At 44.7% G+C, this 25,430-nt stretch carries 29 protein-coding genes; 14 read left to right on the top strand and 15 right to left on the bottom strand.

Annotated elements, in window-relative coordinates; translation table 11 throughout:
• Positions 1 to 2: 2 nt before the first annotated feature.
• Positions 3 to 518: an adenylate kinase gene (locus NDJ01_RS03105; RefSeq protein WP_258586235.1), complete on the top strand. Its 516-nt coding sequence runs from the start codon at positions 3 to 5 to the stop codon at positions 516 to 518.
• Positions 519 to 599: 81 nt separating this feature from the next.
• On the top strand, positions 600 to 1,370 hold the full coding sequence (locus tag NDJ01_RS03100; RefSeq protein ID WP_005395076.1) for a sulfite exporter TauE/SafE family protein: 771 nt from the start codon (positions 600 to 602) through the stop codon (positions 1,368 to 1,370).
• A gap of 305 nt (positions 1,371 to 1,675) precedes the next feature.
• Here NDJ01_RS03100 and NDJ01_RS03095 read toward each other — a convergent pair whose 3' ends face one another.
• From NDJ01_RS03095 to sctW, 13 genes are all read right to left on the bottom strand, one after another.
• A complete protein-coding gene (locus tag NDJ01_RS03095) occupies positions 1,676 to 2,647 on the bottom strand; it encodes a TAXI family TRAP transporter solute-binding subunit (protein ID WP_006741544.1) in 972 nt (323 codons plus the stop codon).
• Between the two features lie 205 nt (positions 2,648 to 2,852).
• Positions 2,853 to 3,857: a type III secretion system translocon subunit VopD gene (vopD, locus tag NDJ01_RS03090; protein WP_258586234.1), complete on the bottom strand. Its 1,005-nt coding sequence runs from the start codon at positions 3,855 to 3,857 to the stop codon at positions 2,853 to 2,855.
• Positions 3,858 to 3,867: 10 nt separating this feature from the next.
• Positions 3,868 to 5,067 carry a type III secretion system translocon subunit VopB gene (vopB, locus tag NDJ01_RS03085; RefSeq protein ID WP_005377260.1) on the bottom strand — a complete coding sequence of 400 codons (1,200 nt, stop codon included), beginning with the start codon at positions 5,065 to 5,067 and terminating at the stop codon, positions 3,868 to 3,870.
• A 7-nt stretch (positions 5,068 to 5,074) separates the two neighbouring features.
• Entirely contained in the window at positions 5,075 to 5,560 is a 486-nt protein-coding gene (gene vcrH / locus NDJ01_RS03080) for a SycD/LcrH family type III secretion system chaperone VcrH (protein ID WP_005395089.1), read from the bottom strand.
• Between the two features lie 11 nt (positions 5,561 to 5,571).
• On the bottom strand, positions 5,572 to 7,395 hold the full coding sequence (locus tag NDJ01_RS03075; protein ID WP_309475421.1) for a virulence-associated V antigen: 1,824 nt from the start codon (positions 7,393 to 7,395) through the stop codon (positions 5,572 to 5,574).
• Positions 7,396 to 7,405: 10 nt separating this feature from the next.
• On the bottom strand, positions 7,406 to 7,690 hold the full coding sequence (locus tag NDJ01_RS03070; RefSeq protein ID WP_005395092.1) for an LcrG family type III secretion system chaperone: 285 nt from the start codon (positions 7,688 to 7,690) through the stop codon (positions 7,406 to 7,408).
• Between the two features lie 60 nt (positions 7,691 to 7,750).
• A complete protein-coding gene (locus NDJ01_RS03065) occupies positions 7,751 to 8,164 on the bottom strand; it encodes an LcrR family type III secretion system chaperone (protein ID WP_257889353.1) in 414 nt (137 codons plus the stop codon).
• The gene (gene vcrD / locus NDJ01_RS03060; protein ID WP_101911963.1) at positions 8,164 to 10,290 is read right to left on the bottom strand and encodes a SctV family type III secretion system export apparatus subunit VcrD; all 2,127 of its coding nucleotides are present in this window, start codon (positions 10,288 to 10,290) and stop codon (positions 8,164 to 8,166) included. The genes NDJ01_RS03065 and vcrD overlap by 1 nt, the downstream gene beginning before the upstream one ends.
• Positions 10,274 to 10,615, bottom strand: coding sequence for a type III secretion system chaperone VscY (gene vscY / locus NDJ01_RS03055; RefSeq protein ID WP_047009810.1), 342 nt, complete (start codon positions 10,613 to 10,615; stop codon positions 10,274 to 10,276). Before vscY ends, vcrD begins: the two co-directional genes overlap by 17 nt.
• A gap of 5 nt (positions 10,616 to 10,620) precedes the next feature.
• Positions 10,621 to 10,998, bottom strand: a complete 378-nt coding sequence (gene vscX / locus NDJ01_RS03050) for a type III secretion system protein VscX (protein ID WP_005377246.1) — start codon at positions 10,996 to 10,998, stop codon at positions 10,621 to 10,623.
• Positions 10,995 to 11,369, bottom strand: a complete 375-nt coding sequence (gene sycN / locus NDJ01_RS03045; protein WP_012841776.1) for a type III secretion chaperone SycN — start codon at positions 11,367 to 11,369, stop codon at positions 10,995 to 10,997. The genes vscX and sycN overlap by 4 nt, the downstream gene beginning before the upstream one ends.
• Positions 11,356 to 11,640 carry a TyeA family type III secretion system gatekeeper subunit gene (locus NDJ01_RS03040; protein ID WP_170891470.1) on the bottom strand — a complete coding sequence of 95 codons (285 nt, stop codon included), beginning with the start codon at positions 11,638 to 11,640 and terminating at the stop codon, positions 11,356 to 11,358. The genes sycN and NDJ01_RS03040 overlap by 14 nt, the downstream gene beginning before the upstream one ends.
• The gene (gene sctW / locus NDJ01_RS03035) at positions 11,621 to 12,514 is read right to left on the bottom strand and encodes a type III secretion system gatekeeper subunit SctW (RefSeq protein ID WP_006741538.1); all 894 of its coding nucleotides are present in this window, start codon (positions 12,512 to 12,514) and stop codon (positions 11,621 to 11,623) included. The genes NDJ01_RS03040 and sctW overlap by 20 nt, the downstream gene beginning before the upstream one ends.
• Positions 12,515 to 12,699: 185 nt before the next feature.
• On the opposite strand from sctW, the gene vscN reads away from it, so the two are divergent.
• The 9 genes from vscN to NDJ01_RS02990 all read left to right on the top strand — a co-directional run bounded on the left by vscN (position 12,700) and on the right by NDJ01_RS02990 (position 20,270).
• Entirely contained in the window at positions 12,700 to 14,022 is a 1,323-nt protein-coding gene (gene vscN, locus NDJ01_RS03030; protein ID WP_005395117.1) for a SctN family type III secretion system ATPase VscN, read from the top strand.
• Positions 14,019 to 14,480: a type III secretion protein gene (locus NDJ01_RS03025; protein WP_048626446.1), complete on the top strand. Its 462-nt coding sequence runs from the start codon at positions 14,019 to 14,021 to the stop codon at positions 14,478 to 14,480. Before vscN ends, NDJ01_RS03025 begins: the two co-directional genes overlap by 4 nt.
• Before the next feature lie 9 nt (positions 14,481 to 14,489).
• On the top strand, positions 14,490 to 15,638 hold the full coding sequence (locus NDJ01_RS03020) for a type III secretion system needle length determinant (RefSeq protein ID WP_258586232.1): 1,149 nt from the start codon (positions 14,490 to 14,492) through the stop codon (positions 15,636 to 15,638).
• Positions 15,635 to 16,603: a type III secretion system cytoplasmic ring protein SctQ gene (gene sctQ, locus NDJ01_RS03015; protein WP_258586231.1), complete on the top strand. Its 969-nt coding sequence runs from the start codon at positions 15,635 to 15,637 to the stop codon at positions 16,601 to 16,603. Before NDJ01_RS03020 ends, sctQ begins: the two co-directional genes overlap by 4 nt.
• A complete protein-coding gene (gene vscR / locus NDJ01_RS03010) occupies positions 16,600 to 17,250 on the top strand; it encodes a SctR family type III secretion system export apparatus subunit VscR (RefSeq protein WP_005377232.1) in 651 nt (216 codons plus the stop codon). The genes sctQ and vscR overlap by 4 nt, the downstream gene beginning before the upstream one ends.
• A 13-nt stretch (positions 17,251 to 17,263) precedes the next feature.
• Complete coding sequence (gene vscS / locus NDJ01_RS03005; protein ID WP_005377227.1) at positions 17,264 to 17,530, top strand: SctS family type III secretion system export apparatus subunit VscS; 267 nt, start codon at positions 17,264 to 17,266, stop codon at positions 17,528 to 17,530.
• Entirely contained in the window at positions 17,527 to 18,312 is a 786-nt protein-coding gene (gene sctT / locus NDJ01_RS03000) for a type III secretion system export apparatus subunit SctT (protein WP_031780447.1), read from the top strand. The genes vscS and sctT overlap by 4 nt, the downstream gene beginning before the upstream one ends.
• A gap of 15 nt (positions 18,313 to 18,327) precedes the next feature.
• Positions 18,328 to 19,383, top strand: a complete 1,056-nt coding sequence (vscU, locus tag NDJ01_RS02995) for a SctU family type III secretion system export apparatus subunit VscU (RefSeq protein ID WP_048626449.1) — start codon at positions 18,328 to 18,330, stop codon at positions 19,381 to 19,383.
• A gap of 284 nt (positions 19,384 to 19,667) precedes the next feature.
• On the top strand, positions 19,668 to 20,270 hold the full coding sequence (locus tag NDJ01_RS02990) for a TetR/AcrR family transcriptional regulator (RefSeq protein WP_047009923.1): 603 nt from the start codon (positions 19,668 to 19,670) through the stop codon (positions 20,268 to 20,270).
• 51 nt (positions 20,271 to 20,321) lie between these two features.
• Here NDJ01_RS02990 and NDJ01_RS02985 read toward each other — a convergent pair whose 3' ends face one another.
• Together NDJ01_RS02985 and NDJ01_RS02980 are read right to left on the bottom strand one after the other, a co-directional pair.
• Positions 20,322 to 21,854: an MFS transporter gene (locus NDJ01_RS02985; protein ID WP_243327315.1), complete on the bottom strand. Its 1,533-nt coding sequence runs from the start codon at positions 21,852 to 21,854 to the stop codon at positions 20,322 to 20,324.
• A 5-nt stretch (positions 21,855 to 21,859) separates the two neighbouring features.
• Entirely contained in the window at positions 21,860 to 22,873 is a 1,014-nt protein-coding gene (locus NDJ01_RS02980) for an HlyD family secretion protein (RefSeq protein ID WP_258586230.1), read from the bottom strand.
• Positions 22,874 to 23,322: 449 nt separating this feature from the next.
• Between NDJ01_RS02980 and NDJ01_RS02975 the strand changes: the two genes are divergently transcribed.
• The 3 genes from NDJ01_RS02975 to NDJ01_RS02965 all read left to right on the top strand — a co-directional run bounded on the left by NDJ01_RS02975 (position 23,323) and on the right by NDJ01_RS02965 (position 25,382).
• Positions 23,323 to 23,775: a MarR family winged helix-turn-helix transcriptional regulator gene (locus tag NDJ01_RS02975; RefSeq protein WP_005395130.1), complete on the top strand. Its 453-nt coding sequence runs from the start codon at positions 23,323 to 23,325 to the stop codon at positions 23,773 to 23,775.
• 63 nt (positions 23,776 to 23,838) lie between these two features.
• The gene (locus NDJ01_RS02970) at positions 23,839 to 24,582 is read left to right on the top strand and encodes an SDR family NAD(P)-dependent oxidoreductase (protein WP_048626454.1); all 744 of its coding nucleotides are present in this window, start codon (positions 23,839 to 23,841) and stop codon (positions 24,580 to 24,582) included.
• Positions 24,583 to 25,178: 596 nt separating this feature from the next.
• The gene (locus tag NDJ01_RS02965) at positions 25,179 to 25,382 is read left to right on the top strand and encodes a hypothetical protein (RefSeq protein WP_005395134.1); all 204 of its coding nucleotides are present in this window, start codon (positions 25,179 to 25,181) and stop codon (positions 25,380 to 25,382) included.
• The last annotated feature ends 48 nt before the right edge of the window (positions 25,383 to 25,430 follow it).

The following is a 25,430-nucleotide window of genomic DNA, read 5'->3' as shown; positions in this document are numbered from 1 at the left end:
ACATGCAAAAAATAGCAGTTTTTGGTAAACCCGGCAGTGGAAAATCGACGGTAAGTAAAGCAATCGCATCTGCTACCGATCTCCCTCTTCATCAATTAGATTCCATATTCTATAAACCAAACGGTGAGCCCGTTGAGCGTAACGTTTTTGATGAAGCACATAGCAATATACTTCACTCAGATCGTTGGATTATAGATGGTCTGGGGCCTATCAGCTCTTTTAATGCTCGTTTAGATGCAGCCGATACTCTCGTTTATATTGATCTACCATACTCCGTAAGCTATTGGTTTGTGACGAAACGTCTCCTTAAAGGACTATTCATTAAACCTGAAGGTTGGCCTGATGGCAGTTCGGTGTTGAAAGGAACGTTACAAAGCTACAAAGTTCTTCAGCAATGCCCTGCATTCTGGAATGATGACTTCATGTCTCGTCTCGAAGGGTACTCTCAAAGTAAAACCGTTCATGTCATCAAAAACGTCACAGAACTGAACAATTTTGTTTTAGAGCGGGTAAAGTAAACTTCATATCAGAACACTAGAGCATGTGAGATGGGACATCTAAAGCTCTAACAATGAAAAAGAACATAACAAGGATTGTTTATGCTTTTAGAACTAGCGCTTTTATTCGTTGCCGGCGTAGTTGGTGGGATCATTAACTCCATTGCGGGAGGCGGAAGCTTTATTACTTTTCCGGCCCTATTGGCGGTTGGTGTGCCTCCAATTATGGCCAATGCAACAAATACTTATGCTTCATGTGCGGGGTACATTAGCGGAGCCGTTGGCTTCAGAGAAGAGATCATGAAGAACAAACAAGAACTGTTGTTCACCGTCTCATTCAGTTTAGTAGGTGGCGCTGTCGGAGCATATCTGCTGCTCAACACACCAGAATCGCTATTTTTGGAAGCCATTCCTTGGCTGCTCTTGTTTGCCACCGTGCTTTTCCTGACTGGTTCTCGTTTAACAATGCTTATCAAAACTGTCGCGAAAGAGCACAAACACGCAGGAATACTCGGAGCAATCGCTTTGGGTCTATTACTTGTTGGTGTCTCTGCTTACGGTGGTTTTTTCAACGCAGGTTTAGGGGTTATTGTTCTGAGTTATCTGGTAGTAGCGGGTCACCAAGACATTAATTTAATGAACGGTTTGAAATTGCTGGTATCTACGTGTGTTTCACTCATTGCTATCGTGATATTTGTTGCGAATGGTTCCATTGACTGGCGCACAGGTAGCGTTGTTTTGGTCGGTACGTTGGTGGGTGGTTATCTTGCCGCTCGTGTATCTCGTCAACTTAATCCCAATCATGTTAAAGGGTTTGTTGCTCTTTCTTCTATTCTGATCACTATCTACTTTTTCATTGATGTTTATGCTTAAGTAAAGCTTGCACAAGTAGATAACACCCCAACAAAAAACGCCATCGCGAAAGATTAATGCTGATCGCTTAACGATGTTTTTGTGTCATTCCAGCGAGCCTTGGCGTGACTAGGTATCTAATAGCAGTACGCTGAGCGGCTAATGAAACAATTTTGACCATAAAGGGCTCGGATAGAAGATCCTGTATCACGCTCCTCCGTCGCTGTACAGGATGACGAGAGATAGAAATATGCCACTCGCTGTTAAACGAGTGGCATTAATCGAGAAAGATGGCGTTTTACATCAATAAGAAGAGAAAGTAACGGTTACTTAATCAGCCCTACTTCTTTGTAGTATTTGAGCGCACCTGGGTGAAGAGGCGCAGATAAACCGTCTTTTACCATTTCCTCTTTCTTCAAGTTCGCAAACGCTGGGTGGAGACGGCGGAAATCATCGAAGTTTTCAAATACCGCTTTAACCACGTTATAAACCACATCTTCTGGTACAGCAGTAGAGGAAACAAACGTCGCGCCCACACCAAAGGTTTGAACATCACTATCTGTGCCACGATACATACCACCCGGTACATTTGCGACACGATAGAAGCTATTGTCTGCAACCAATTTTTCTACATTAGGTCCAGCTACCGTTACGATATTACTATCACACGACGTAGTGGCTTCTTTAATCGCTCCACTTGGGTGACCAACGGTATAAATCATCGCATCAATTTTGTTATCACAAAGTGCTTTTGATTGCTCTGCTGCTTTTAACTCAGACACAAGCTTAAAGTCATCGTTACTCCAGCCATACTGGCTCATTAACACTTCCATGGTGCCTCGTTGACCTGAGCCAGGGTTACCAATGTTGACGCGCTTACCTTTCAAATCATCAAAAGTTTTGATGTTCGCGTCTTTACGTGCAACGACAGTGAACGGTTCTGGATGAACGGAGAATACGGCGCGTAGTTCTTTAAAAGGCCCGCTTTCCTTAAACTTACTGGTTCCTTTGTAAGCATGATACTGCCAGTCTGATTGAGCGATACCGAGATCCAATTCACCAGCACGAATAGTGTTGATGTTATAAATCGATCCCCCAGTACTTTCTACCGAACAACGGATACCGTGATCTTCTCGCGATTTGTTAACCAAGCGACAAATAGCGCCACCAGTCGGATAATAAACCCCTGTTACGCCACCAGTACCAATCGTGACAAACGTTTCTTCCGCAGACGCAGAAAAGCCTGTTGTGAGTGCCGCTAAAGAAGCAGCAAGTGCGATTTGCTTAAACTTAAACATTGAACATCCTTTTTACCTGTGTTGATGACCGTTTAAGTATAGCAATCGTTAACAATTTGATAACGTTTGAGTTCTCATCTTTGAAGGTTGAATTATAGATATGTACTTTTTTATCAACGTAACCTACTGATAAATAATATCTATACTTGAATCACACAAAAAAAGCGTTGTATAAACAACGCTTTGTAGTTAGTGAGATGGACGGTTACACCGTTGGGACTGACGCTCGCCACGCTTGGTTCTGACTATCTGAGATAGAACGGAACAAGTCACGTAGCTCTTTCAATAAGCCTTCTTGGAAACCAATGTTTTCATCAGCTTTCTGTTTGGCTGCTTGTGCGCGAGTCGCTTGTACTTCATCATCCTTGCTGCGCGCTTGCGCTTTGGTTTGCTCTACATTCGATGCTGAGTTTGCCATCTGGCCCAAAGCTTGAAGAATGGCGTTCTTCGCTTGGTTTGAACTCATCAGCTTATCGAACTTACGACCACCACTTGTCAGTTGTGCTGTCGTGTCCGCGATATTGTCTTTTGCAAGTGAGTGCGCACGCTTAACCTGATCTTGCTGCGTTTTAGACAAGCTATTGTTATTTAATAACTCTTCTGCTTGATCGAAGCCAGCTTTTTGCGTTTTCAGTACATTATTGCTCGCCATTTCATTCTTGATTTCTTTCCCTGCTTTGAAAGAACCAAGGGCACCAATAATTGCGGTAGCACCCGCTAATACACCCGAAACGACTGCCATCGCGATCATTGCGCTTGCCGAGTTGTTTAGCTCTGCCGCTTGGCTTTCTAAACTCGCGACGTTTGCTTCAACAGCAATTTCACGTTGTAGCACTTGCTGCTCACGGCTCAGCTTTGATACTTGATACAACAATGTTAATAGCGTCAACGATTGTGATACCGCATCTGATGGTGACTTGATCACCTCCTCACCGTTAAGTGCTTTCATCGTTGTGCTCACTAATGAGCTCACCGTCGGCGCAAGAGCGCTCATTAGGTTTGCAACAACTTGAGCTTGGTTACTCACTGTAGGAGCTTTAGGCGCCTCTAACTGGTAGCGTGCTGCACCAGAAACACCTGACTCACTTTGGCTTTTAACGGCGCCCGCTTCAAGCTTTGTTTCCGGCGCTTTTTCTGCTTTGTTGGTTTTAATGGTATCGCCTAAACCGTATAGTTCACCACGACCAGTTCCGCCTACTTTATCTAGCATAATAAACTCCTTATACCGTTGCAGGACGGCTTAACACCGTTTGCATAGTTTCACTTTTCGCTTGAATCATTTGCATGATGAGGCTCATCAGCTCTTGGAAGTCTTCCATCAACTTACCAATCTCTTCTTTGAGCTTATCAATGACAGCCTGGCTTAACGTCATTTTGGCTCGAAGGTCTGTGATATCAGCCTGAATCTCTGTCACGTGAGCATTGTTAGCAGCGTGGACACTGTCCGTTGCGCCTTTACCCACATTGACGGCGAGATCAACGGTTTCTGCGCCATAACGAATCGCTTTCGCTGTTGTTGTCGCAGCTTTTGTGCCCATATCCGCCACTTTCGCCATGTTTGCAGCGGCTTTCGTAGCGATTTCTGTGACCTTTTGAGCTACCTTACCAGCACCTTTCGCTGCAAGTTTCGCGATACCGCCAGCTGCTGCACCACCAAACGTCACAACAGCTCCGATAACCGCGACGGCGATTTCTAATGCCATTACGACTTTGTTTAACACATCGACATTTACGCCCGCTTCTTTTAGCGCATCTTGAACGGCTGGCTCTTGCAACGCCATGCTCACTGCTCCCATGACGCCACCAGCGATCATAAGTGCACCGGCTGCTGCACCAACACCCGTTGCCACCATTACGGCACCAACAACAATAGAAACCACCGCACTGATCCAACCAAAGATCTTCGCTGCTAAGCCTGATTTTTGGGCTTCTTTTGCAGCGGCTTCCGATTCTTTGATTTTGTCTTGGTTTTCAACCATCTCTTTTTCGTGCTTAGCTTTTGCGACCTTCACTTCCTGAATTTTCAGCTCGTTTTGAGCACTTTTCAGTTTATCCGTGATAGCAGCAAGCTCTACTTCAAAATCATCAGCAGAACCTGCGATGATTTTGACTGCAATCGAACCTGTTTGATCTGCAACTGCATGGAGAGATTTTGCAATGGTATCGACGATCTTTTGCAGCTGTGCCATGGCTTTTAGCGTCAAATCATTCACTTTGTCGCTAACAGCTGCGTTAGGTGCATCTAACTGAACTTTTACTTTTCCGGTGTTCAGTACATCTGCATCTTTACTCTTCACGTTTTCTACCGTCACAGACGGCGTCGCTGTAGACGCCGTTTTCTGCACGTTATCTAACGTGGCTTGGCCAGATTCAGGGCTATAAACCTGTGTCTGGATGCGGTCAAGTGCAATAGAACTCATAGTCTAATTACTCCTTTTTATTTCTCACCGCTTCTAACATGATGCCTGCACGCTCATGCAAATCTGCATATTGTGATTTTCCGGCAGACATCTCCTTCGCGCTGTAAAACCCACTCTCTGCTTCTGTCAGTTGTTCCAGTTTCAGGTGACATTCAGCAGAGTGAAAAGGTGGACGTGGATCATTTACGTCCACTAGCGCTGCGTAGCTGTAGGCATCTATTGCCTGCAGATACTCACCCAACTCCTGACGAGCCGCGCCAAGGCCAATGAAAAATCGCGCCTGATAATGATCAAGCATGCTGAGTAATTGAAATACTTTCGCTGCTTGCTCAATCTTTCCCGATTGGAAAAAGTTGTAACCTACGGCATAAATATGTTCGATGGTGTCCTGAGACACATCGTGCAACATTTTTAGCGTGCCTCCCTCTTCCAGAAAAGACAGCAGCTCTTCTGCTTGCATTTGGGATGGATCGGTCGCGTTTTGTTTAGTCATGGTTGTTATCCTTAAATGGCTCGTAGGATTTCTTGTAAAATACTGTGGTACTTCTGAACAAATTTGTTCATTGCTTCAACGGTCGAGTTGTATTGGGAACTGGTGTCGTTCAGCTCAGTGGTTTTGATTTGCACTTCATCGTTAAGCAACTTGGATTTAGCACTGACAGAACTAGAAAAATTAGACAGTTTTTTCGACTTCTCTTCGTCTTGGTACGACGCACCATCACCGATAGTAATACCTTGTTTTTGAAGAAAGTCTCGATGGTTTGTTATCTTATTATCCGTCAAATACTTGTACTCAGGTGAAGCTTCAAAATCCGTTTGATTACTGTAGTTAAAGTCACTCGCTTTGAAGTTACTTTCTGGATATCCCGGTTTATAAACCCCATCAACACTTTGCGTAGAGTGAATTTTTGATTGCACAACACCAAAAACTTTAAGCTGTATTGTGAGATCCTCTAATGCCTCTTTCTGGTCATTACGTTTCTCTAAACGGTTAACACGACGCTCATTTAGTGCAAGCAGCACGCGCTCATCAAAGCGATCACCAATACTAGATTCAACGACAGCCAACAAATCACGAGCCGTTAGAGAGTGCTCTGCTCTCACCTCGCGATCCGCTTTCTCTTTGTCGGTGATATTGAGTAGACGCTCTTTCAATGCCCCTAAGTTCTTGCGCAATGCCTCGTATCGCTCAGTAAATGAAGCCCCGGTAGATTCATCTTTTACTATTTTTTCAAACTGTAATCGGATGTCTCGTTCGGTGTTTTCTTTGATCAAAGTAACTTGAGCTGACGTTATTTGTGTCTTTTGGACATCGGCTATCGCGCTGTCCTGGTAAAAGTCGTCGATTTCTATATTTGTTAAACTCACCGCGAAGTTGGCGAACAGACTAGAAAGGGTCAAAGGCTCGGTTCCACCAATGACGGTGTTAAGTGCTGCTTTTAGGTTGTTTGTTCCAGCCGCCTCCCCATAAGCTGCGCTATATTGGCCTTTCACTTGAGCGGCCATTTCATCTAACGCTTCTTTAAGCTGCTGTTTAGAAATACCAGGAGTCCATGTAATTCTGTTAGCTAGCGCACTTGCGTCATCGGTGCTTAAAGTAATACCGATACCTTGAAAACTACTTTTTAATTGAGTTGAGACTTGAAGAGCGAAACTCTCTTTAGTCAACAGAAAGTCCGAGCTCTTCAGTTGCGCGAGATTAACGGAACCTAAGCTACTAAAGGCATTGCGAAGAAAAGAAGTAGAGGCATCTCTTACTTCACGGGAGCTCATTTGATTAGCAAGCTCTGCAACAAAGCGAGAAATTTCTTTGGTGGCATTAGCCAGTTCTGTCTCGGAGAGGTTAGCGATCTGCTCCGCTTGGTTACTCTGAGTCCCCAAATTAAATTGACTAACAAACTCCGTAGATAACGAGCTATCTACGCTTTCCGTCAGTAACTTACTAAACCAAGCTTGAAACTGATTTGATAGTGTTTGGTTTGTTTGAGCATTGAATTCGGCTGCGGTTAATTCGCCATCTGAGTTAGCACTTTGTAGCGACTTTATCCAAACAAATGCGGTGTCGGTCAATGATATATCAGCAAATGCGTTATTTTTCGCTTTTAGGTTTTCAAGTGTATCAACATAAAGCGCGATGCTTTGTGATTCCGTTTGTCCCGAGATAGTTGGCAATGAAGAAATTAGAGAAGCAAGTTGCTGAGTCTCTGCTTCACCCAGTACAGGTGTAAATGCCTCTATCAAGTTTTGTTGGAAAGTGGGTAATGGTGCACTACTCGCAGCTGTGTCTGTTGCTCCTGTCGCAGAGCCAGTCGTTTTCATATTCGTCATTTCCAAACCTCTAAATCATCATGCCGCGCATCACTGTAGGACGCTTTCTGCGTTTACCTGACGTACCTTGTAGCTGATTTTGTTGTTGCCGGCGGCGCTGGACTTCGTCTATTAGCTCTTGCTCTGCACGTTTCATGGTATCTACTGGCGCTTTTATGCCGCCAAGTAAAACATCACCCGCAACAGGACCAACACCTAGGCCTTCCAATAGCTCGTTAAAAATATCGGTTCTGTCTTCAGCTTTTCTAATGGCGAGCTCAGCGTTCTCAATCGCATCGGTAAACGGTTGCTTCATCTTGATTCCTATCTTAAAGCGGGTCATCTCATCGGTGCTGTCAGTAACAGTCGTGAGTTTTTACTTTTTCAACTTTTTCAAAGGTCTATAATCTGCCAGGCGTAAACAGTACCAGTCGTCTAGCTCATCATGGCTAGCACCGCATGCTCTTAAATAAAACTGGGCTAATCGCTGGCTGCTCATGTTGCTACCACGTAACACATCGACGTTTCCGCGAATGACCCAATCGGAGGGATAAAGTTGAATGGCATGTTCAGCCAAGAGAAATAAGCCGGCAAAGGGGTTACTCAACCCCAATTTTGGACGAACGCGTTTCAGAAGAACGATGATGATTTCTCCGTCCTCGACACGAAAAACGAGCTCTAAACCCTCAACTTCAATTCGATAACCAAGTTGAATTTCACTTTGTTGCCAAAAGTATGGCGTCACTTCGATCCCCGCTTGCGCCAGCGAGAGTATTAGTTTTGTTTTCATTACATCCCCACCCTTCCAAGTGGCTGAATATTGATTTGCTGGGTTAGTTCTTGAAATGACAAAACAGGCAGATCGTAGTATTCCGATTCAATAAGCTTTCGCACATATCGGCGTACATCCATAGACACAACTAGCACAGGTTTATTCGGCATGCGGCTTAAGTCACCAATGGTCTGTTTCACATCACTGACAAATTGTTGCGTTACTGACGGGTCTAACGCCAAGTAACTCCCTGCAGAGGTTTGACGAATACCGCTGCGTATTGTGTCTTCGAGACTTTGATCCAATAAGTAAGCGGGCAACATGTTTTGTCCACTCGCGTATTTGTAGCAAATGTAACGTTTTAAGCTGGAACGAATGTACTCCGTCAGCTGTACAACATCTTTCTCTTTTTGGCCCCACTCAACCATGGCTTCCAAGATCACGCGAAGGTTTCGGATGGAAATGTCTTCAGAAACCAAGCGTTGCAAGATTTCCGTCATTTTTTGTAACGGGACAATGCGCTGGGCCTCTTTAACAAGCTCCGAATAACTGCCTTCCATCTGCTCCAACAGATAACGCGTCTCCTGAATACCAATAAAGTCTTGTGCGTATTCCTTGAGAACATGAGACAAGTGGTACGTTAAAATTCTGTCGGGTGTGAGAAAGCCGACATGGCTAGTCGTGAGTTTTTGCTCGTAACTTTGTGCCACCCAAATGCTAGAAATACCGGGTAGAAAATCTTCATCTTGCTCATAAGGCACGCCTAATAAATCGATCTGTTCATTCCCTTCTGTCACCAAGAGTTGATCTTTTACAATTCGTCCTCGTGCAACCGGAACTTCTTGTAACTGAATTAAATATTCGCCATTTTGCATCCCCTCGTTAAAACGCAGGTGGATACCCGGGAAAGGCACGCCGAGGTCGAGATATAGTGCGCGCCTAACCCTTGCTAGCTCTTCATTCAATGCGACCGCTTCCAAGCTTTCCTGAAGGCTCGCGTCAAGATCGATCAAGAGTGGGACCGTCATGGCAAACTCTTCTTGCTCACCTAACTTGCCTTTACTGTTTCTAGATGGGGTTGGTTTGCTTGGCTTCGCTGCTGGTGAACCCGCCCCTTGCGAAACAAAGCTTGATAAGTCGGTACTATCTGATTCCGCCTGTTTTTTCTGTTGATAGAAAAGGAAGAAACCACCACCACCAACCACTGTGGCCAAAACCAGAAAAGTAATTTTTGGAAAACCAGGAATCAGTGCGAACAGCACCAAAAGCACACCGCCAATAAGGAGTGCACGCGGCTGAGCAATGACCTGACCGCCAATGTCCGAGCCGAGATCAGAAGAATCTTCATGAGATACACGCGTCACGATAATACCGGCCGTAATCGCGATAAACAGCGCCGGAATTTGCGATACCAAACCATCACCAACGGTCAAAATCGCAAACAACTCAAGTGCTTCAGAAGCACTCATGCCTTTTTGCGTTACCCCGATCGTGACGCCACCTAAGATGTTGACCACAATGATGACCAAACCAGCAATGGAGTCGCCTTTAACGAACTTCATCGCGCCATCCATCGAGCCATACATTTGGCTTTCTTTTTCAATCAGTGATCGTCGGTGCCGTGCTTCGTGTACGTCAATCACCCCAGCGCGCATGTCACCGTCAATACTCATCTGCTTACCAGGCATCGCATCAAGTGAGAATCGCGCACTAACTTCTGCAACCCTCTCAGAGCCTTTGGTGATCACCATAAACTGAACAATGGTAATGATCAGGAACACAACGATACCGACCACTAAGTTACCGCCCACAACGAAGTTACCGAATGTATAAACGATTTGACCAGCATCGCCTTGCAGCAAGATCAACCGGGTTGTCGTAATGGATAAAGACAAACGAAACAATGTCGTGATCAGTAGCACCGCGGGAAACGCAGAGAACTCAAGCGGCGTGGTGATGTAAATCGCTAACATAAGCAGCACCACCGCAATGCTCATGTTGGTGCCAATCAGCACATCCACCAGCGCGGTAGGCAGTGGCAATATCATCATAAAGACGATCGCGAGCAACATCACGGCAAGCATAATGTCTTTACGTTGCCCTACCTTGTTTAAAATATCGATCAACTTATTCATGTGATTCACTATTTAAAGATTGCAGATAGCGTCGGTGCGCTTGGCGTGCCCCATCGACGTCATTTTGTTTCCAACGAGCTTGGCTTAAGCAAAACCAGAGTCCTGCCGAATCAGGTTTAAGGTCGGATTTTAATAAGTGCTCACATACCTCAACAGCACGGGCATATCGATCACTTTGTAAACACGCCACTGCGAGCGTTTGCATCGCCTCTTTGTGTTGCGGGTCTATCTCTAAAACCGCATCGAGAATAGAGATAGCATGCTCTGGCTTTTGGTATTGAACTTGTAGTGCAGCGTGAACAAGCAACAGTTCAATGTCTTTGGATCTCAACATGTTGGTTAGACCTGGATAAGGAGATTGAGCGCCATAGTGAGGTAACGCTGATCAAGTTGCGTACTTTGTAACGTTTCGGATGCTTTGATAAAAGAAGCGGAGCCTGAATCCTGTGCAAGAACTTGCAACTGAGCCAACGTTTCATCGAACTGTTGGCGGTACTTTTCTGGACGCAACAATTCTGAGTGCAACAATTTTGGCTTGGTTAACGCGATTAGGTATTGGTCTGAAGGCCTGAGGTCATAGAGCTTCTCTAAATGCGTAGCGACCGCCTGTCCATCAGGAAGTAATTGAAACCGTTCAGGGAAATCGGCCTTAACCTCACTATGAGTAACATGCGTGAAGGCTTCTATTCCTACGTTTAAAGTGCTTACTCGAGTCATGAGGTTGCCACATCGTTATGTAGACGAACCAAAAGCGTAAACGCTTGTTCTAAAGTCGGAAGCGTGACCTCTTCTCCGTTTAACCGCGCGGAAAAAACCAAAGTTTGCTCATCTAACAAACCAGTTTTAATTTCGAAAGGCCAGCCTTGATCGGCATGACACAAACTGAGTGCGCTTTGAATGATGTCACTGGTTTGATGCCAAGATAACGCTTGAGACAACATCAAGAATAGCTGCTCCCCGTGTCGCTCAATATGTAGTGTACCGCTTTGCTCAAAATCCAGCTGCACCCGTCCAGCTGATGAGAAATCGACGGCATCGAGCCCCATTCCTCGGCAAAATTCATTGACGGATGCATCAATCCAACTCATATTCCCACGCTTCCTCTTCTTCTATATCAATGGCTTCGTCTAGCGCCTTTTGTACCGCTTGTATTAAATTCTGTCGTTGTTCTTCATCGGCGAATACGTCAATTGGGATTGCGCGGACTAACTTGTGGAACTCTCGAAAAAAATCGATTTTTTGTTGTACCGCCGTCAATTCCATTGCGTTGGCGACTTTCCATATCTCATCACTGCTTACCCATCGCTGCTCTACCAACGCAATCACATCAGCCATCAAATTAGAAACTTGATAAGCCATAACTCGTCCTTTCCGGTTTAAACATTTGGAACAACTGACTAACGCGATCTTGCAACGTATTCAGAGTTTTGAGTTTTTGCATATCGGACATCAACCACTGCAACTTAACCGAGTCGATACTGCTGCCTTGAACACTAAGATCTGCACTCATGCCTTGCAGCATAAAGTCAACAGCGGTCGATACCTCCTGCTCACCAAAGCGCGCCACTACGTCTTGATAAGCGGCGCCGAGCCCTTGATAACTATGAACGGTATCGCGATAGAAACCGCGCAGCTGATGTAATGAGCTAAACTCTTGCTCTTGGCTGTACTCATCAGCAAAGTTTGAGACGCGAATTTCCGTATCAATTTGAGCCCAAGAATCTGGGTTTTGCTCGATTCTCAGAATCGCTTGGTCAATCAGCGCTAGTAGATGTTTACTTTCTGGGCTCGAACTCAAAAACTTTTTAACGGCTTTTAACGCAAGGTATTGATGGCTTTTCTCCTCTGAAAATCCATTCAAATAAGCTTGCAATTGAGCGATGGTCGAGATATTTCCTCCCGCCATTTTTGCAGCCAGATCTTTGATCTTTTGGTTCTTTTCAAGATCAGGGACTTTTCGCAGATAGTCAGAAACGAGTTCGTGCGCTTCATTAACTCGAACGCCACTATCTTTCACTTTACGCTTGGTCAAATCTTTTTCTGCTTTTTCGGAACCGAGTGAAGTGAGCTCTTCCATCGCATCAAAAAGTGATTGTGTGGCATTGTGAACACGGACCGTTTCACCGCGGTAATTGCCTTTTCGTGAAGCGTCGGTACGAGACGATTCCAACCCGTTTTGGATAGACGCATCAAACTTTGGGTTTGTTGCGATATGATTGTTGATAATACTCATTCACTTGCACTCCTTCCGTACAATACAGGCGAATTATAGGAAGTGCGCTTTCTCGAAGCTGTCAAAATCAGACGTGTTTTTTTAGTGCGTTTTCAGTTTTCTAAAAACTCCCGACTGATATTCACTATAAATACCCCCTCATCCTTTCTATCCTCCCAACATCAATCATTGCGCATATTTTTACCTTGAACGATTTCTCATACATCACTGATATCCAACAATCTGCGATCAGGCAAACTCGTCTGATCCAAATTCGCGGGCGCGTTACGCAAGTAACCGGCACCATCATCAAGGCCGTTGTCCCCGGCGTTCGTGTTGGTGAGCTGTGTGAGTTGCGTAATCCTGATCAAACTCTGTCTTTATTAGCGGAAGTCGTTGGCTTTCAACAGCATCACGCTCTGCTCACACCGTTAGGAAACATGTTTGGGATTTCCTCAAATACAGAAGTTAGCCCAATGGGAAAAATGCATGAAGTCGGTGTTGGCGATCACCTGTTAGGTACAACGCTTGATGGGCTTGGGCGTCCTTTCGATGGTACGCAAAGCCAGGAACCAAGTGCTTGGTATCCGGTTTATCGCGATGCGCCACCACCAATGCAACGTAAACTGATTGAAAAGCCAATCTCTCTTGGGGTTCGATCCATTGATGGACTACTGACCTGTGGTGAAGGTCAGCGCATGGGCATTTTTGCAGCGGCGGGCGGTGGTAAAAGTACCCTACTGGCAAAACTGATTCGATCCGCAGACGTCGACGTGACCGTTCTCGCCTTGATTGGTGAACGCGGACGCGAAGTACGAGAGTTTATTGAGCATGACTTGGGCGAAGAAGGAATGGCCAAATCGGTTTTAGTGGTCGCGACATCCGATCGCCCGGCCATGGAACGTGCCAAAGCCGCTTTTGTTGCCACTTCTATTGCTGAATATTTTCGTGACCAAGGTAAACGCGTGTTACTGCTGATGGATTCTGTAACGCGTTTCGCCCGCGCACAGAGAGAAATTGGACTAGCCGCAGGCGAGCCACCAACACGACGTGGCTATCCGCCTTCCGTTTTTGCCGCTTTGCCAAAGCTGATGGAACGAGCCGGCCAATCTGACAAAGGGTCAATTACAGCGCTGTACACCGTGTTGGTTGAAGGCGACGACATGACAGAACCTGTCGCCGATGAAACTCGCTCCATTTTAGATGGGCACATCATTCTCTCGCGCAAACTTGCGGCAATGAACCATTATCCCGCCATTGATGTACTCCGATCAGCAAGCCGCGTGATGAATCAAATCGTTGAACCTGATCATCAGGCGTCTGCTGCTCACCTTCGCGAAATGTTAGCCAAGTACGAAGAAGTTGAGCTACTGATAAAAATTGGCGAGTACCAGCATGGGGCAGATAGCCGAGCAGATATGGCGATTGCACAAAGTGATGATATACGCGCCTTTTTACGTCAAGGAACGCATGAGCCAAGTGATCTTGATGGTGCTATCGCTCAACTAAAAGGGATGGCGAACCAATGATCGAACGGTTATTAGAAATCAAACAAATTCGAGCTGAACGTGCGGATAAAGCCGTTAAGCGCCAAGAATACCGAGTATCAAATTCAGCAGCACAGGTTCAAAAGGCCGAACGTTCCGTAGCGGACTATCACGTTTGGCGTCAGGAAGAAGAAGAACGACGTTTTGCCAAAGCAAAGCAACACACACTCGTTCTCAAAGAGTTGGAAACATTGAGACAAGAAATCGCGTTGTTGAGAGAGCGAGAAGCCGAGCTTAAACAGCGCGTTGCCGAAGCAAAAAAAGCGCTTGAGTACGAACGCTCGGTACTTAAAGAAAAACAAAAAGAGGCACGGCAAGCCCATAAAACCAAAGAAAAATTCGTTCAGTTGCAACAACAAGAACTCGCGGAACAGTCGCGAGAAAGACAATACCAAGAAGAACTCGAACAAGAAGAGTTTCGCACTGTCGATATTATTTAAAGGTTCATTATGCGCATTACTCCAACAGAAGAAACACCGAATACGCTGTACAAATCAACGCCAGAAAAAAAGCCCTTGGAGCGAGAAGCTGAGCTTCAATCACAGTTCGAGCGTGCAATGACGGAGAAACCTAGCAAGGAAGAAGAATCTACCGTTGCGAGCAAAAAAGACACTCAGAGCAGAGACGAGAGCCTTCCGTTAAGACATGAAGCATCTCAAACCCTAGACAAACAATCGAAACTTTCTAACCAAGAAGCCAGCACTTATAGAAATACCGCTACATTAAAAGGCAAAAGTGACGTCGTCACAAAGAAAGGTGTAGAGAAACCACAAGACGACGCAACAAATAGCGAAGAACGCCTGATTGAAAACAGTAAATTGCATGAGAAAGATAAAAAACTTGAGAGCGCTCAGCCTCCAAGCTCATCCTCGCTTGAGCGCGTTGGCCCCCATTCTCAAGCACAACCTGATCTTGACGGCTCTCTCCCGAAAAAGGCTGTAGGGAAAGCGCTCACTCAAGATGCAATTAACAATGCCAACTTCACGACGAAACAAACCGAAACAACACACAATAAGCGTGCAACGCAGCGGCTACAAGACACTGGCAAGCTGTCAGACAAAACCGATGGTCGTTCTGAAACTAAATCGCTTGAGAAAATCGAGACGAAAATCGCACTAGTGGCCGTTAAAGCGGATGACGAAAAAGCAGATCCTCAACACCTTGCGAGCGCGGCAACACAAGGCGATGTCATTTTAAAGAGTGTCGCTTCACAGGCTCAGCCGGCCCCTGCTCGAGAAGTAAACACGTTACTCCAACAATTGGTGGACAAAATCTATGTTTCGCTGCCAACCGCATCGGACAACAAAGAGGTTCGGCTGTTTCTGAGTGAAGGACAATTAAAAGGTGGCGAAATCCACATCAAGTTGGACGCACAAGGTTATAGCGTGACGATTCGACAAGAGCATGCCCTTTCCATTATTAGCCAGCAAGCTAGACAAGATCTTGCCGAACGCCTAAACCGATTTGGCGGTGAGCAGCCACTTCGTCTAGCGATCAGCGAACAGACTCAGCAGTTCGATCAACAACAGAATGAACAACAACACTCACGCCAGAAACGTAGCGTGTATGAAGAATGGCAAGCGGAGAATGACCTATGACGCCGTTAACGATACCCAAAGTCGATTCAGACAGTATTGCGCTCAGTAATCAACTTTGTGCAAAGCAATGCCATTTCCAAGGGGCTGATGGCCAGAGCGTATCGATTACTGTTTCTCAAATCCCTTCATTTGAAGGATTCCGTTTAACCACGTTGATTGGAGGGCAAACGATCCAAGTGGATTTTTGTCGTGCGCAACTCCAGAAATGGCTTGAGTCTACTCTGAATGCCACTGCATTCGAGTCACTGCCCAACTCGCTCCAGTTAGCACTTTTGAGTTCTCAGATTGAACCGCATAGTGAGGCATTCAAAGCACTATTTGGTCAGTTGCCCATTCTTAGACAGTTACAACCGTTAGAGTCGAGCCAAGTTCAAGAGCATAGCTTGATGTTAACCCTCAATAAACCTAACGGCTCTCTTTGTTTGTGGGTTAGCGAAGGAGCAAACGTGCTGTTGGATGCACTACCAAACAGCGCTTCTCTTCAGGCACGACATCTCGCTTTACCTGTGTGGTTAAGCCTTGGAAAGACCCATTTAATGTTAAGCGAATTTAATTCGCTCGAACTGGGAGATGTGATCTTTTTTGACGATTGTTATATCGCCCAACAACAAGCCATTTTTCAAGTATCTAACCAGAATCTCTGGCGCTGCCAACTGGATGACCAAATTCTTCACATTATTGAAAAAGAAACCAATATGAATGACGTAAACACTTCAGAAATGTTAACCGACCACCAGCAACTGCCCGTGGAACTCACGTTTGATATCGGCCATCAAACCATCACTCTAGAACAGCTTAACCAGCTTCAGCCTGGGTACGTATTCGAGCTAAACCAACCTGTATCTAAGCCGGTAACATTGCGTGCCAACGGCAAAATCGTCGGTGAGTGTGAACTGGTTAATGTTAATGAGCATTTAGGTGTGCGCGTACTGGAACTGTTTGGTGGCACGCAGGAGCCAGCATGATCCAGTTACCTGACGAGCTCAATCTCATTGTCAGCTTAGCACTGCTGGCACTGATCCCATTTATCGCGATGATGGCGACGTCGTTTGTCAAACTCGCCGTTGTATTCTCACTGCTGCGTAACGCTCTCGGTGTACAGCAAATTCCACCGAACATGGCGCTGTACGGATTGGCGATCATTTTGTCTATTTTCATCATGGCTCCCGTCGGGTTTGAAACCTATGACTACGTGAAGCAGCATGATATTTCTCTTGAAGACTCTGCAAGTGTGGAAGGCCTCATTGAAAGCGGTTTACAGCCTTATCGAGAGTTTTTGAAAAAACATATTCGGGAAACCGAAGCCATATTCTTTACCGATGCTGCGCGCACATTATGGCCTCAAAAGTACGTGGACCGTTTAGAGTCAGATAGCTTGTTGCTGTTGCTGCCAGCGTTTACGGTCAGTGAGCTTACCCGTGCTTTTGAGATTGGCTTTCTATTGTACTTGCCGTTCATCGCTATTGACCTAATTGTGTCGAATATCTTGCTCGCGATGGGGATGATGATGGTATCGCCAATGACGATTTCCCTCCCCTTCAAATTGTTACTCTTTGTCTTGCTTGACGGCTGGACGAAACTCACTCACGGCTTAGTACTGAGTTACGGTTAATCACGGAGAAAGTATGCATTCTGCTGAAATCATTCATTTCACGACTCAAGCATTAACCCTAGTTTTGTACTTGTCGTTACCGCCGATTTTAGTCGCAGCGTTGGTTGGTACATTGGTGTCGCTTATTCAGGCGTTAACTCAGGTCCAAGAACAAACGTTAGGCTTTGTGGTCAAGCTTATCGCGGTCATTATTACGCTGTTCGTCACAACGCAGTGGCTAGGGGCAGAGCTCCACGCCTTCGCCTCGCTTGCCATGGATAAAATTCCTCAAATACGATGAGTTATCACGACTTACACCAGGCTTTATTTTTGTATAGCCTGACGTTACCTCGGTTAATGGCATGCTTCATCTTTTTGCCTATTTTGAGCAAGCAAATGCTAGGCGGCACCATGGTGAGAAATGGTGTGCTTTGCTCACTCGCACTGTTTATATTTCCGATGATTAATCAGCAAAGCTTGCCCGCAGAAACCGACGGTATTTGGCTGATAGTGATTTTGGGTAAGGAGGTATTAATTGGGCTATTGATCGGGTTTGTTGCTGCTATCCCCTTTTGGGCAATAGAAGCGGCTGGCTTTCTGGTCGACAACCAACGTGGTGCTGCCATGGCAAGTATGTTTAACCCAACGCTAGGCTCGCAATCGACGCCAACCGCAGTGTTGCTGACCCAAACGTTGATTACCCTGTTCTTCTCTGGCGGGGGCTTTGTCACTTTTATCTATGCGTTATTCAAAAGCTACACATCTTGGCCGATCGTGGACTTTTTCCCAACCGTTAGTGATGCATGGGTGAGCTTCTTCTACGCACAATTTGAACAGCTTATGTGGCTTGGTGTGCTGATGTCAGCCCCATTAGTTTTGGCAATGTTTCTTGCTGAGTTTGGTCTGGCTCTTATCAGTCGTTTTGCACCGCAATTGAATGTTTTTTTCCTTGCCATGCCAATAAAAAGTGCCATCGCGAGTGTTTTACTGATCGTGTATCTCGGGTTAATGATGGATCACTTTGAAGTACAGTTTTACGGCATTACCCGATTCGCAGAACAACTCAATACCATTTGGCAATAACGCTTAGGATTCTTTATGAGCGCAGAAAAAACAGAGCAACCCACCGCAAAAAAGTTACGCGATGCCAGGCAGAAAGGTCAGGTAGCCAAAAGCCAAGAAATAGTATCGTCTGCATTAATTTTAGCGCTCATAATTGTACTGTTTGCGTTCGCAGATTATTACATGTCGCACATCTCAGCGCTTATTCTCCTACCAAGTAAGCTTGCTTATCAGGGTTTCCAAGATGCGCTAGTCGATGTCGCTATCGCCATCGCAAAAGAAATTGCCTATCTACTCGCCCCGATTATTCTGGTTGCTGCACTCGTCGCCATCTTTTCCAATATGGGGCAGTTCGGCTTTTTATTTAGTGGTGAATCCGTTAAACCCGACATCAAAAAGATCAATCCCGTCGAAGGTGCCAAACGCATTTTTTCGCTTAAGAGTGTGATTGAGTTTATCAAGTCGATCCTTAAAGTCTCTCTTCTTTCCTGCATTATCTGGGTGACCTTACGCGGTAACATCAACGCTTTGATGCAAATTCCAACTTGCGGGCTAGAATGTGTCCCGACCATTACTGGCGTCATGATTAAACAATTAATGATTATCTCTTCGGTAGGTTTCATCGTCATCGCTGCCGCAGATTTTGCGTACCAAAAATTTGACCACACGAAGAAACTCAAAATGAGCAAGGACGAAGTGAAACGCGAATACAAAGAGATGGAAGGCAGCCCTGAAATCAAAAGTAAACGTCGTCAGTTGCACCAAGAGCTACAGGCCTCCAATCAACGTGAAAACGTTAAACGCTCCAATGTATTAGTTACAAACCCAACGCATATCGCGGTTGGTCTGTACTACAAAAAAGGCGAAACGCCCCTGCCCGTCATTACCTTGATGGAAACCGATGCGGTAGCCAAACGTATGATCGCAATCGCCAAAGAGGAAGGTGTTCCTGTGATGCAAAAAGTCCCTCTTGCTCGCGCACTATACGCGGACGGCAACGTCGACCAGTACATCCCAAGCGATCTTATTGAGGCAACCGCCGAAGTGCTTCGTTGGCTGGCATCATTGGAGTCCGATAAGACGCTGAATTAAAACGATTTAGAGAGTAAAGGCTATCGTACGAAGAACGGTTATCACTTTTCTATACGTAATGATATTTTTAAATATGTCATCCTTCGCTATAGGTTTCAGCATATCGAATTTGCCTACTTTTGCTTGTTTCAATGAAGCACTTGGTTCATGAAAAGTCGTGTTTACTAACGTCAATAGTGGTACTGTACTGGACAGTTTTACTTTCACCTCTAAACCACCTAAAGCTCGGTAATAAACCACGCCAGCCACAACAAAGGTGGATTTTTGCTTGGGTTGATTTATTTATGCGCATATCTACCGAAAAGAAACGAACTCGAATCATCAAAGTTGCCACTGACCTTTTTATAAAACAAGGTTACAAAGACACATCACTCGATCAAATCGTCGCGATTTGTGGAGGCTCAAAGCAGACGTTATATCGCTATTTTTCGAACAAAGAAGGGTTATTTGTTGAAGTTTTAGCATACAATACCAAAACCAGCTTAGAGTCCGTCTTCCAACTTGCCGACAAGCAATCGGAGCCTTTACAAGAAACATTGAATGACTTCGCCAAGAAGTACCTAAAAGGTGTTTGCTCCAATCCTATGCTATCACTTTATCGGATCGTTTCGGCTGACTTCAACAAACATGATTCCGTACCAAATCAATTCTGGCAGACAGGGCCGCATCGCATTCATCAATACCTCATCGACTTTTTAAAGAGTGAAACTGTCAGCTCACAACTCGATGTTGAAAATGCCGACCTCGCTTGTGAGCAACTACTTGCATTAATTAAACTTGATTACCAAAACATGGCACTAATTGGCTTCGATTTTCCGACAGATGAAGAGTTAGATGCACATACGAAAAAAGCGGTCACCGCCTTCCTAAATCTATACCAAAGATAAACTCACTGAATATAAAAGGGAGCATCATCGCTCCCTTCTTGTTTCTATGGCTTAGTGAATCTCTCGCTTCGCCGCCAGTTTTTTACCGATTATTAAGATTGGCGCGAGAGCAAAGACCGAGATAATAAACATCAATAATGAATTACTCAGTGCGAGAGTGGTCGCCTGCTCTTTGACAACAGAACTAATTTGGCTCATTCCTAATGCCGAATTTGGCAAGTGCCCATGAGTCAGAATCGTACTGCTCAACGCATTTTTATAAGCACCAAAAGCATGATTCACATCATCTAGCGTTCGGCCAATCTCTCCAGCGGCTTGTGCACTATGGCTTTGCATTACCCGTGAGAACACGGCACCAGCGATCACACCGCCAATGGTACGAAAGAGGTAGAAATTGGCAATACCTTCTAAGCGCTGCCCGACATTGAAGTACATCAATACTGCAATGGTCACAGACACATTCAATAAGCCGACACCAAACCCACGCAACATCATCGGAACGGACAAAGATTCCGTACCAGCAAAGCTAGGTAACTGACTAAACATATGTACCGAAAGTATAATCATCACCACACCAAACGGGACGACTGCATCCGCTAATGGCCGGCGGAAGTAATACACCAGCACACTGACTAGCATACCACCTAGCATGGAATAAAATGCCGGCAATTGGGCATATCCAGCATTAAGGTTGTTGTACTGCAACGCCATTTTCAAAAAGCTAGTAAACAACACATTGCTCGCCATAACAGCAAAACCTGCCAAAAAAGCGTTGTACATAAAAACATTAGTTTTCAACTTACTATGCAGCTGTATTGATGCTGTATTTAAAGGACTGGTTTTCACAAAGTAATACACCACTAATAAAGTCAGAGCCGCGGCTATCGAAGAGGCTTTAACAAACCATTCCGAGTCAAACCAGTTGTAATAACTGCCTCTCATCAATAGAAATACAACGAGGCTTATTGTCAGGGCAAAAACTAAATAAAGCCAACAGCCAGATTTGGGTTCGGCCTCGATTTGAATCGACTTAGGATTGTAGATGCATGCAATTACCAAGGCAGAGAAGTACAGCCAAGCCGACACAACACACAACAGTGACCAATCAAAGATTTCGACAATATTAGCCACTACCCAAGGGTAAGCGCCGATCGGTAGCAAGGTTGAGAATACTAGCGTTAAAGCAATAATGGCTGGTAGCCAACGCTGTTCAAAGAAGTGGAGCAAGTAAAGGTTTAATACCACCATTAACATGCTCATAAAAAAGCCACTCGAGAGCCAAGTCAGAGTGAACACCAGTTCTTGCTGTCCGCCCCAGTAAAGTACAAGGTTGCTCGCTAGACCTACCAATAAAATGGCATGTAAGAGAATTAACGTACCCAATCTACGCACCAATATTGGTGTGAATATAAAACCTAATACCTGGGTAATCATAAAGCCGACTTTAACCAGAGCAACTTCATCGACAGATAAGCCTGACGTTGCCGCCATCTCATACGATAACTCGGTAAACATCACGGAGTTAATACCAAAAGCAGCAATCGCAAAAAGCGTCAAAATCAGCAGCGGTGAACGTTTTTCCATTGCAGTTAACCTTGTGCCGCAGTCTCGATCGATACTTCTGCAGACAACCCCGGATAGACTCGTTGACTCAATTCTTGAGGGATCTCTAGCTCAATACGTACTGGTACACGTTGTACTACTTTTACGAAATTGCCTGTCGCATTTTGAGGTGGCAATAAACTAAACTGTGCACCAGTCGCCGGAGTGATCGAAGAAACACGGCCATGCAATGGATGGTTTGGAAACATATCCAATACCACTTCAACCTCTTGCCCAGGCACAACGTTCTCAAGTTGTGTTTCTTTAAAGTTTGCCTCTATCCAAACATAATCTGGCACCATCACGATGAGCCCCATTCCTGGTTGTACAAACTTGCCGACTTGCACTTGCCTATCTGCCACATAGCCATCGAATGGCGCACGCACCGTGGTTCTTTCCAGTGAAATATTAGCCAGTTGTAAGTTTGCTTCTGCTTTTTTACGCTGTGCTGTCAGTTTCAACTTCTCGGTCATCAATGTGTCGAGCTGTTTTTGCTCAGCAGCTAAGCCCAATTTAGCGGTTTCAAGATTACTGCTTGCTTCAATAGATCGCGTTTTTTGTGCTTCAAACTGATTTTTGCTCACAGATTGCTTTTGTACCAAACGAGAAAGACGTTGAAACTCCGCCGCTTGGTGTTCGGCATTTGCACTCGCGCGGCGAATACCTTGCTTCGCCTGCTCAATTTTCATTAACTGCATATCCGTTTTGATTTGATTTGCAGTAAGCTCAGATTTCGCAACATCTAGTGCTGCTCGAGCAATTTCTTGGTTGGCAATAAAGTCTTCATCATCAATGACAAACAAAGGAGTTCCTTCTCTTACCCACTGGTTATCTTTGACAAAGATTTCGCTTACTTGCCCCCCAACCTCAGGTGAAATGGCCGTAACGTCTGAATGAACATATGCGTTATCCGTCATTACAGTATTCGGCTGGTATAAGGCACAGCCAGCAGCAAATAACGAACCAACAACAAGCGACAAGGCGATAACTTTCTTCTTCATGTTTGAAACCCATTTTATGATTTTCACAAACTGTACTGTACCGTACAGTTTTAGTAAAGATACATTTGATCATTGCCAATCAAAAAAGATCAATCTCATTGATTTATCATGAACTTCTTGAGAAAAGTGTTTTGAATGAAGAGAATTAAAACCTAACCATCTGTAATGTAAATAAAAAAACACATTTAAACTGAATAAATAAAGAGAGGACTGCAACTCCCCTACCTTTATTGAAGCCTGCTCCCCAACTCGGCGCATCAATCGCAAACAACTTGACTGGCCAAAGTTTTCGAAGCTACCTCACCAATTTTCATTAGCATCTCAATCTGACACATCAACCCAACGATAAGCACAAGCTAGTAGCATTTTCTTCAAACGAATTTGACATCGCTCAATATAGTTGTGTATACAACCATATTGTTCGTTCATGTTATTTGGTGAAATTTTCCATGTCCCAATACAACCATCATCAGTCTCTCGGTCACCTTACGGGGCTTGCTAGTCGCCTGTTTAACCGATTACTCACTACCCGTTTCAAAGATGCTGGTATTGATATGACAGCAGAACAATGGGGTGTCGTGTTGCTGTTGCGAAACAACGGTGCTCTTTCTCAAAGTCAGATTTGTGAACTGTTGTACTTAGAAAAATCGAGCGTCAGTCGCTCAATTGATGGGCTTGAAAAGCGCGGTTGGACAGAGAGGAAACCTTCGCCAACGGATAGTCGAAGTAAGTTAGTCGTGCTAACAGAAAAATCTTTAGACACCGTTGATACATGTGCAAATATCGCTTCGCTAGTACTGCAAGAAGCCCAACAGAACCTTGCTGATGCCGACCTAGACAACAGCAAACAGCAACTTTCTAGCGTGGTAGCGAACTTACGCAAGCTTAACGGACAAATTTAACTTATCAGCGTACGTTGCGACAGAAGCTGGTTTAACAGTCAGGCTCAACCTTGGAGAAATACGATGACAAAACGCAATGCTTTAATTACAGGTGGCGCTCGCGGAATTGGTGCAGCAACAGCAAAAGCACTCGCTGCAGATGGTTACCGAGTTTTTATCAACTACGTAAATAGTGCTGCGGTCGCGGAAGCGTTAGCTCAGGAAATTCAAAACGCCGGTGGTGAGGCGTACACTTTAAAAGCTGACGTTCGTGATGACGCACAAATACAAGGAATGTTCGACAGCATCGCAAATGAACATGGTGGCGTTGATGTTCTTGTCTCAAACGCAAACATGAGCTTTACCGCTAAACCTTTCACTGAGCAGTCGTGGGAAGAGTTTTCACAAAAGCTAAATGACGAAATGCACGCTGCATATCAAACGGCAAAATTGGCGGTAGAAAACATGAAAGCCAGCCAGTTTGGTCGCTTAATTTTTATCTCTAGCACCTTATCAGAAGCTCCTGCACCAAGCTTTATTGCTCATGGTAGTGCAAAAGGTGCACTTGATAGCTTTAGTAAATACCTCGCTCAAGAACTTGGTCCTTTCGGGATTACGTCTAATGTCGTTGCTCCGGGCCTTGTAGAAACAGACGCAACAAAAGGTGCTCCTGAAGAGTTTAAAGAAACCATTCGAATGTTCACACCAACGCAGAAAATTGCCACACCTGAAGACGTAGCAAACACCGTGAGCTACTTGGCAAGTGAAAAAAGCGGACATATCACGGGCACATACAATCCAGTATGTGGAGGCGCCTACCTACCATAGTGCCATTTGTGCCTCGCACACATACAAAGGCATGTACGCATGCCTTTGTATCTTTAGGTATTGCTTTGCAACGCGCAAGCTTCCTTCATGGACGGTTTTGTCTGAAGAAAAATAGAAAGTCCTATCTATTTCTTATAATCGGTGTATAGTGAGCTCAGCTCCTAACCGTGAGCTATTGATGAAATATTTAGTTCGAGTCTCTTCTTAGTTTTCTTTCGAGTCATTTCGTTACTCAACTCCTGTAGCAACTTATTCTTTATCTTCCATTAAATAGCCTCAGTTTTGATTTAAATACGAACGAGAGTTAGCTCTCTTAGCATGGTTATCACAACGCGCTGTCTTTACATCGATAGGTTTATAAGGAATTTAACCTTATAAAAACAATCAGTAAGCGTCAAAATAAGACATAACGCGCATAGCCACTTCGTGTATATATCATCACTATTTAGGAATAGTCATTAGTGGTGAAATATATTAATCAACGCGATGACAATGGAATATTTAGACTTAATTTAAACCATTTTGACTTCGTTATTCCTATAAAAGTAGAGGTTAATTAGATTGACCTTTTATAAACACGCTCTAGAGGAATAAAAATGAGAAAAAAACGAGATAGCTTTCAAAAAAAGAATAAAAAAAGCAATTATGAAGATAAATTTGAGTTGATGGTAAAAGAATACCACAGCGCAAAAGAAGTATTAGACGCAATGCCAGAAGGTTCGGCTGACTACGACAAGCAGAAAAAGCACTGTGAATCTCTATTTGCTAATGCCGAGCGCTTTTTTAAGCGAAATCAGTAGGCCAGTTTAACGCCTAGATAAACATCCGGCAAAACACCATATACGGTA

The organism is Vibrio sp. HS-50-1 (assembly GCF_024747315.1).
Taxonomy (GTDB): Bacteria; Pseudomonadota; Gammaproteobacteria; order Enterobacterales; family Vibrionaceae; genus Vibrio; species Vibrio diabolicus.
The sequence above is the reverse complement of the archived record's forward strand: the minus strand, read 5'-3'. Positions and strand labels throughout refer to the sequence as shown.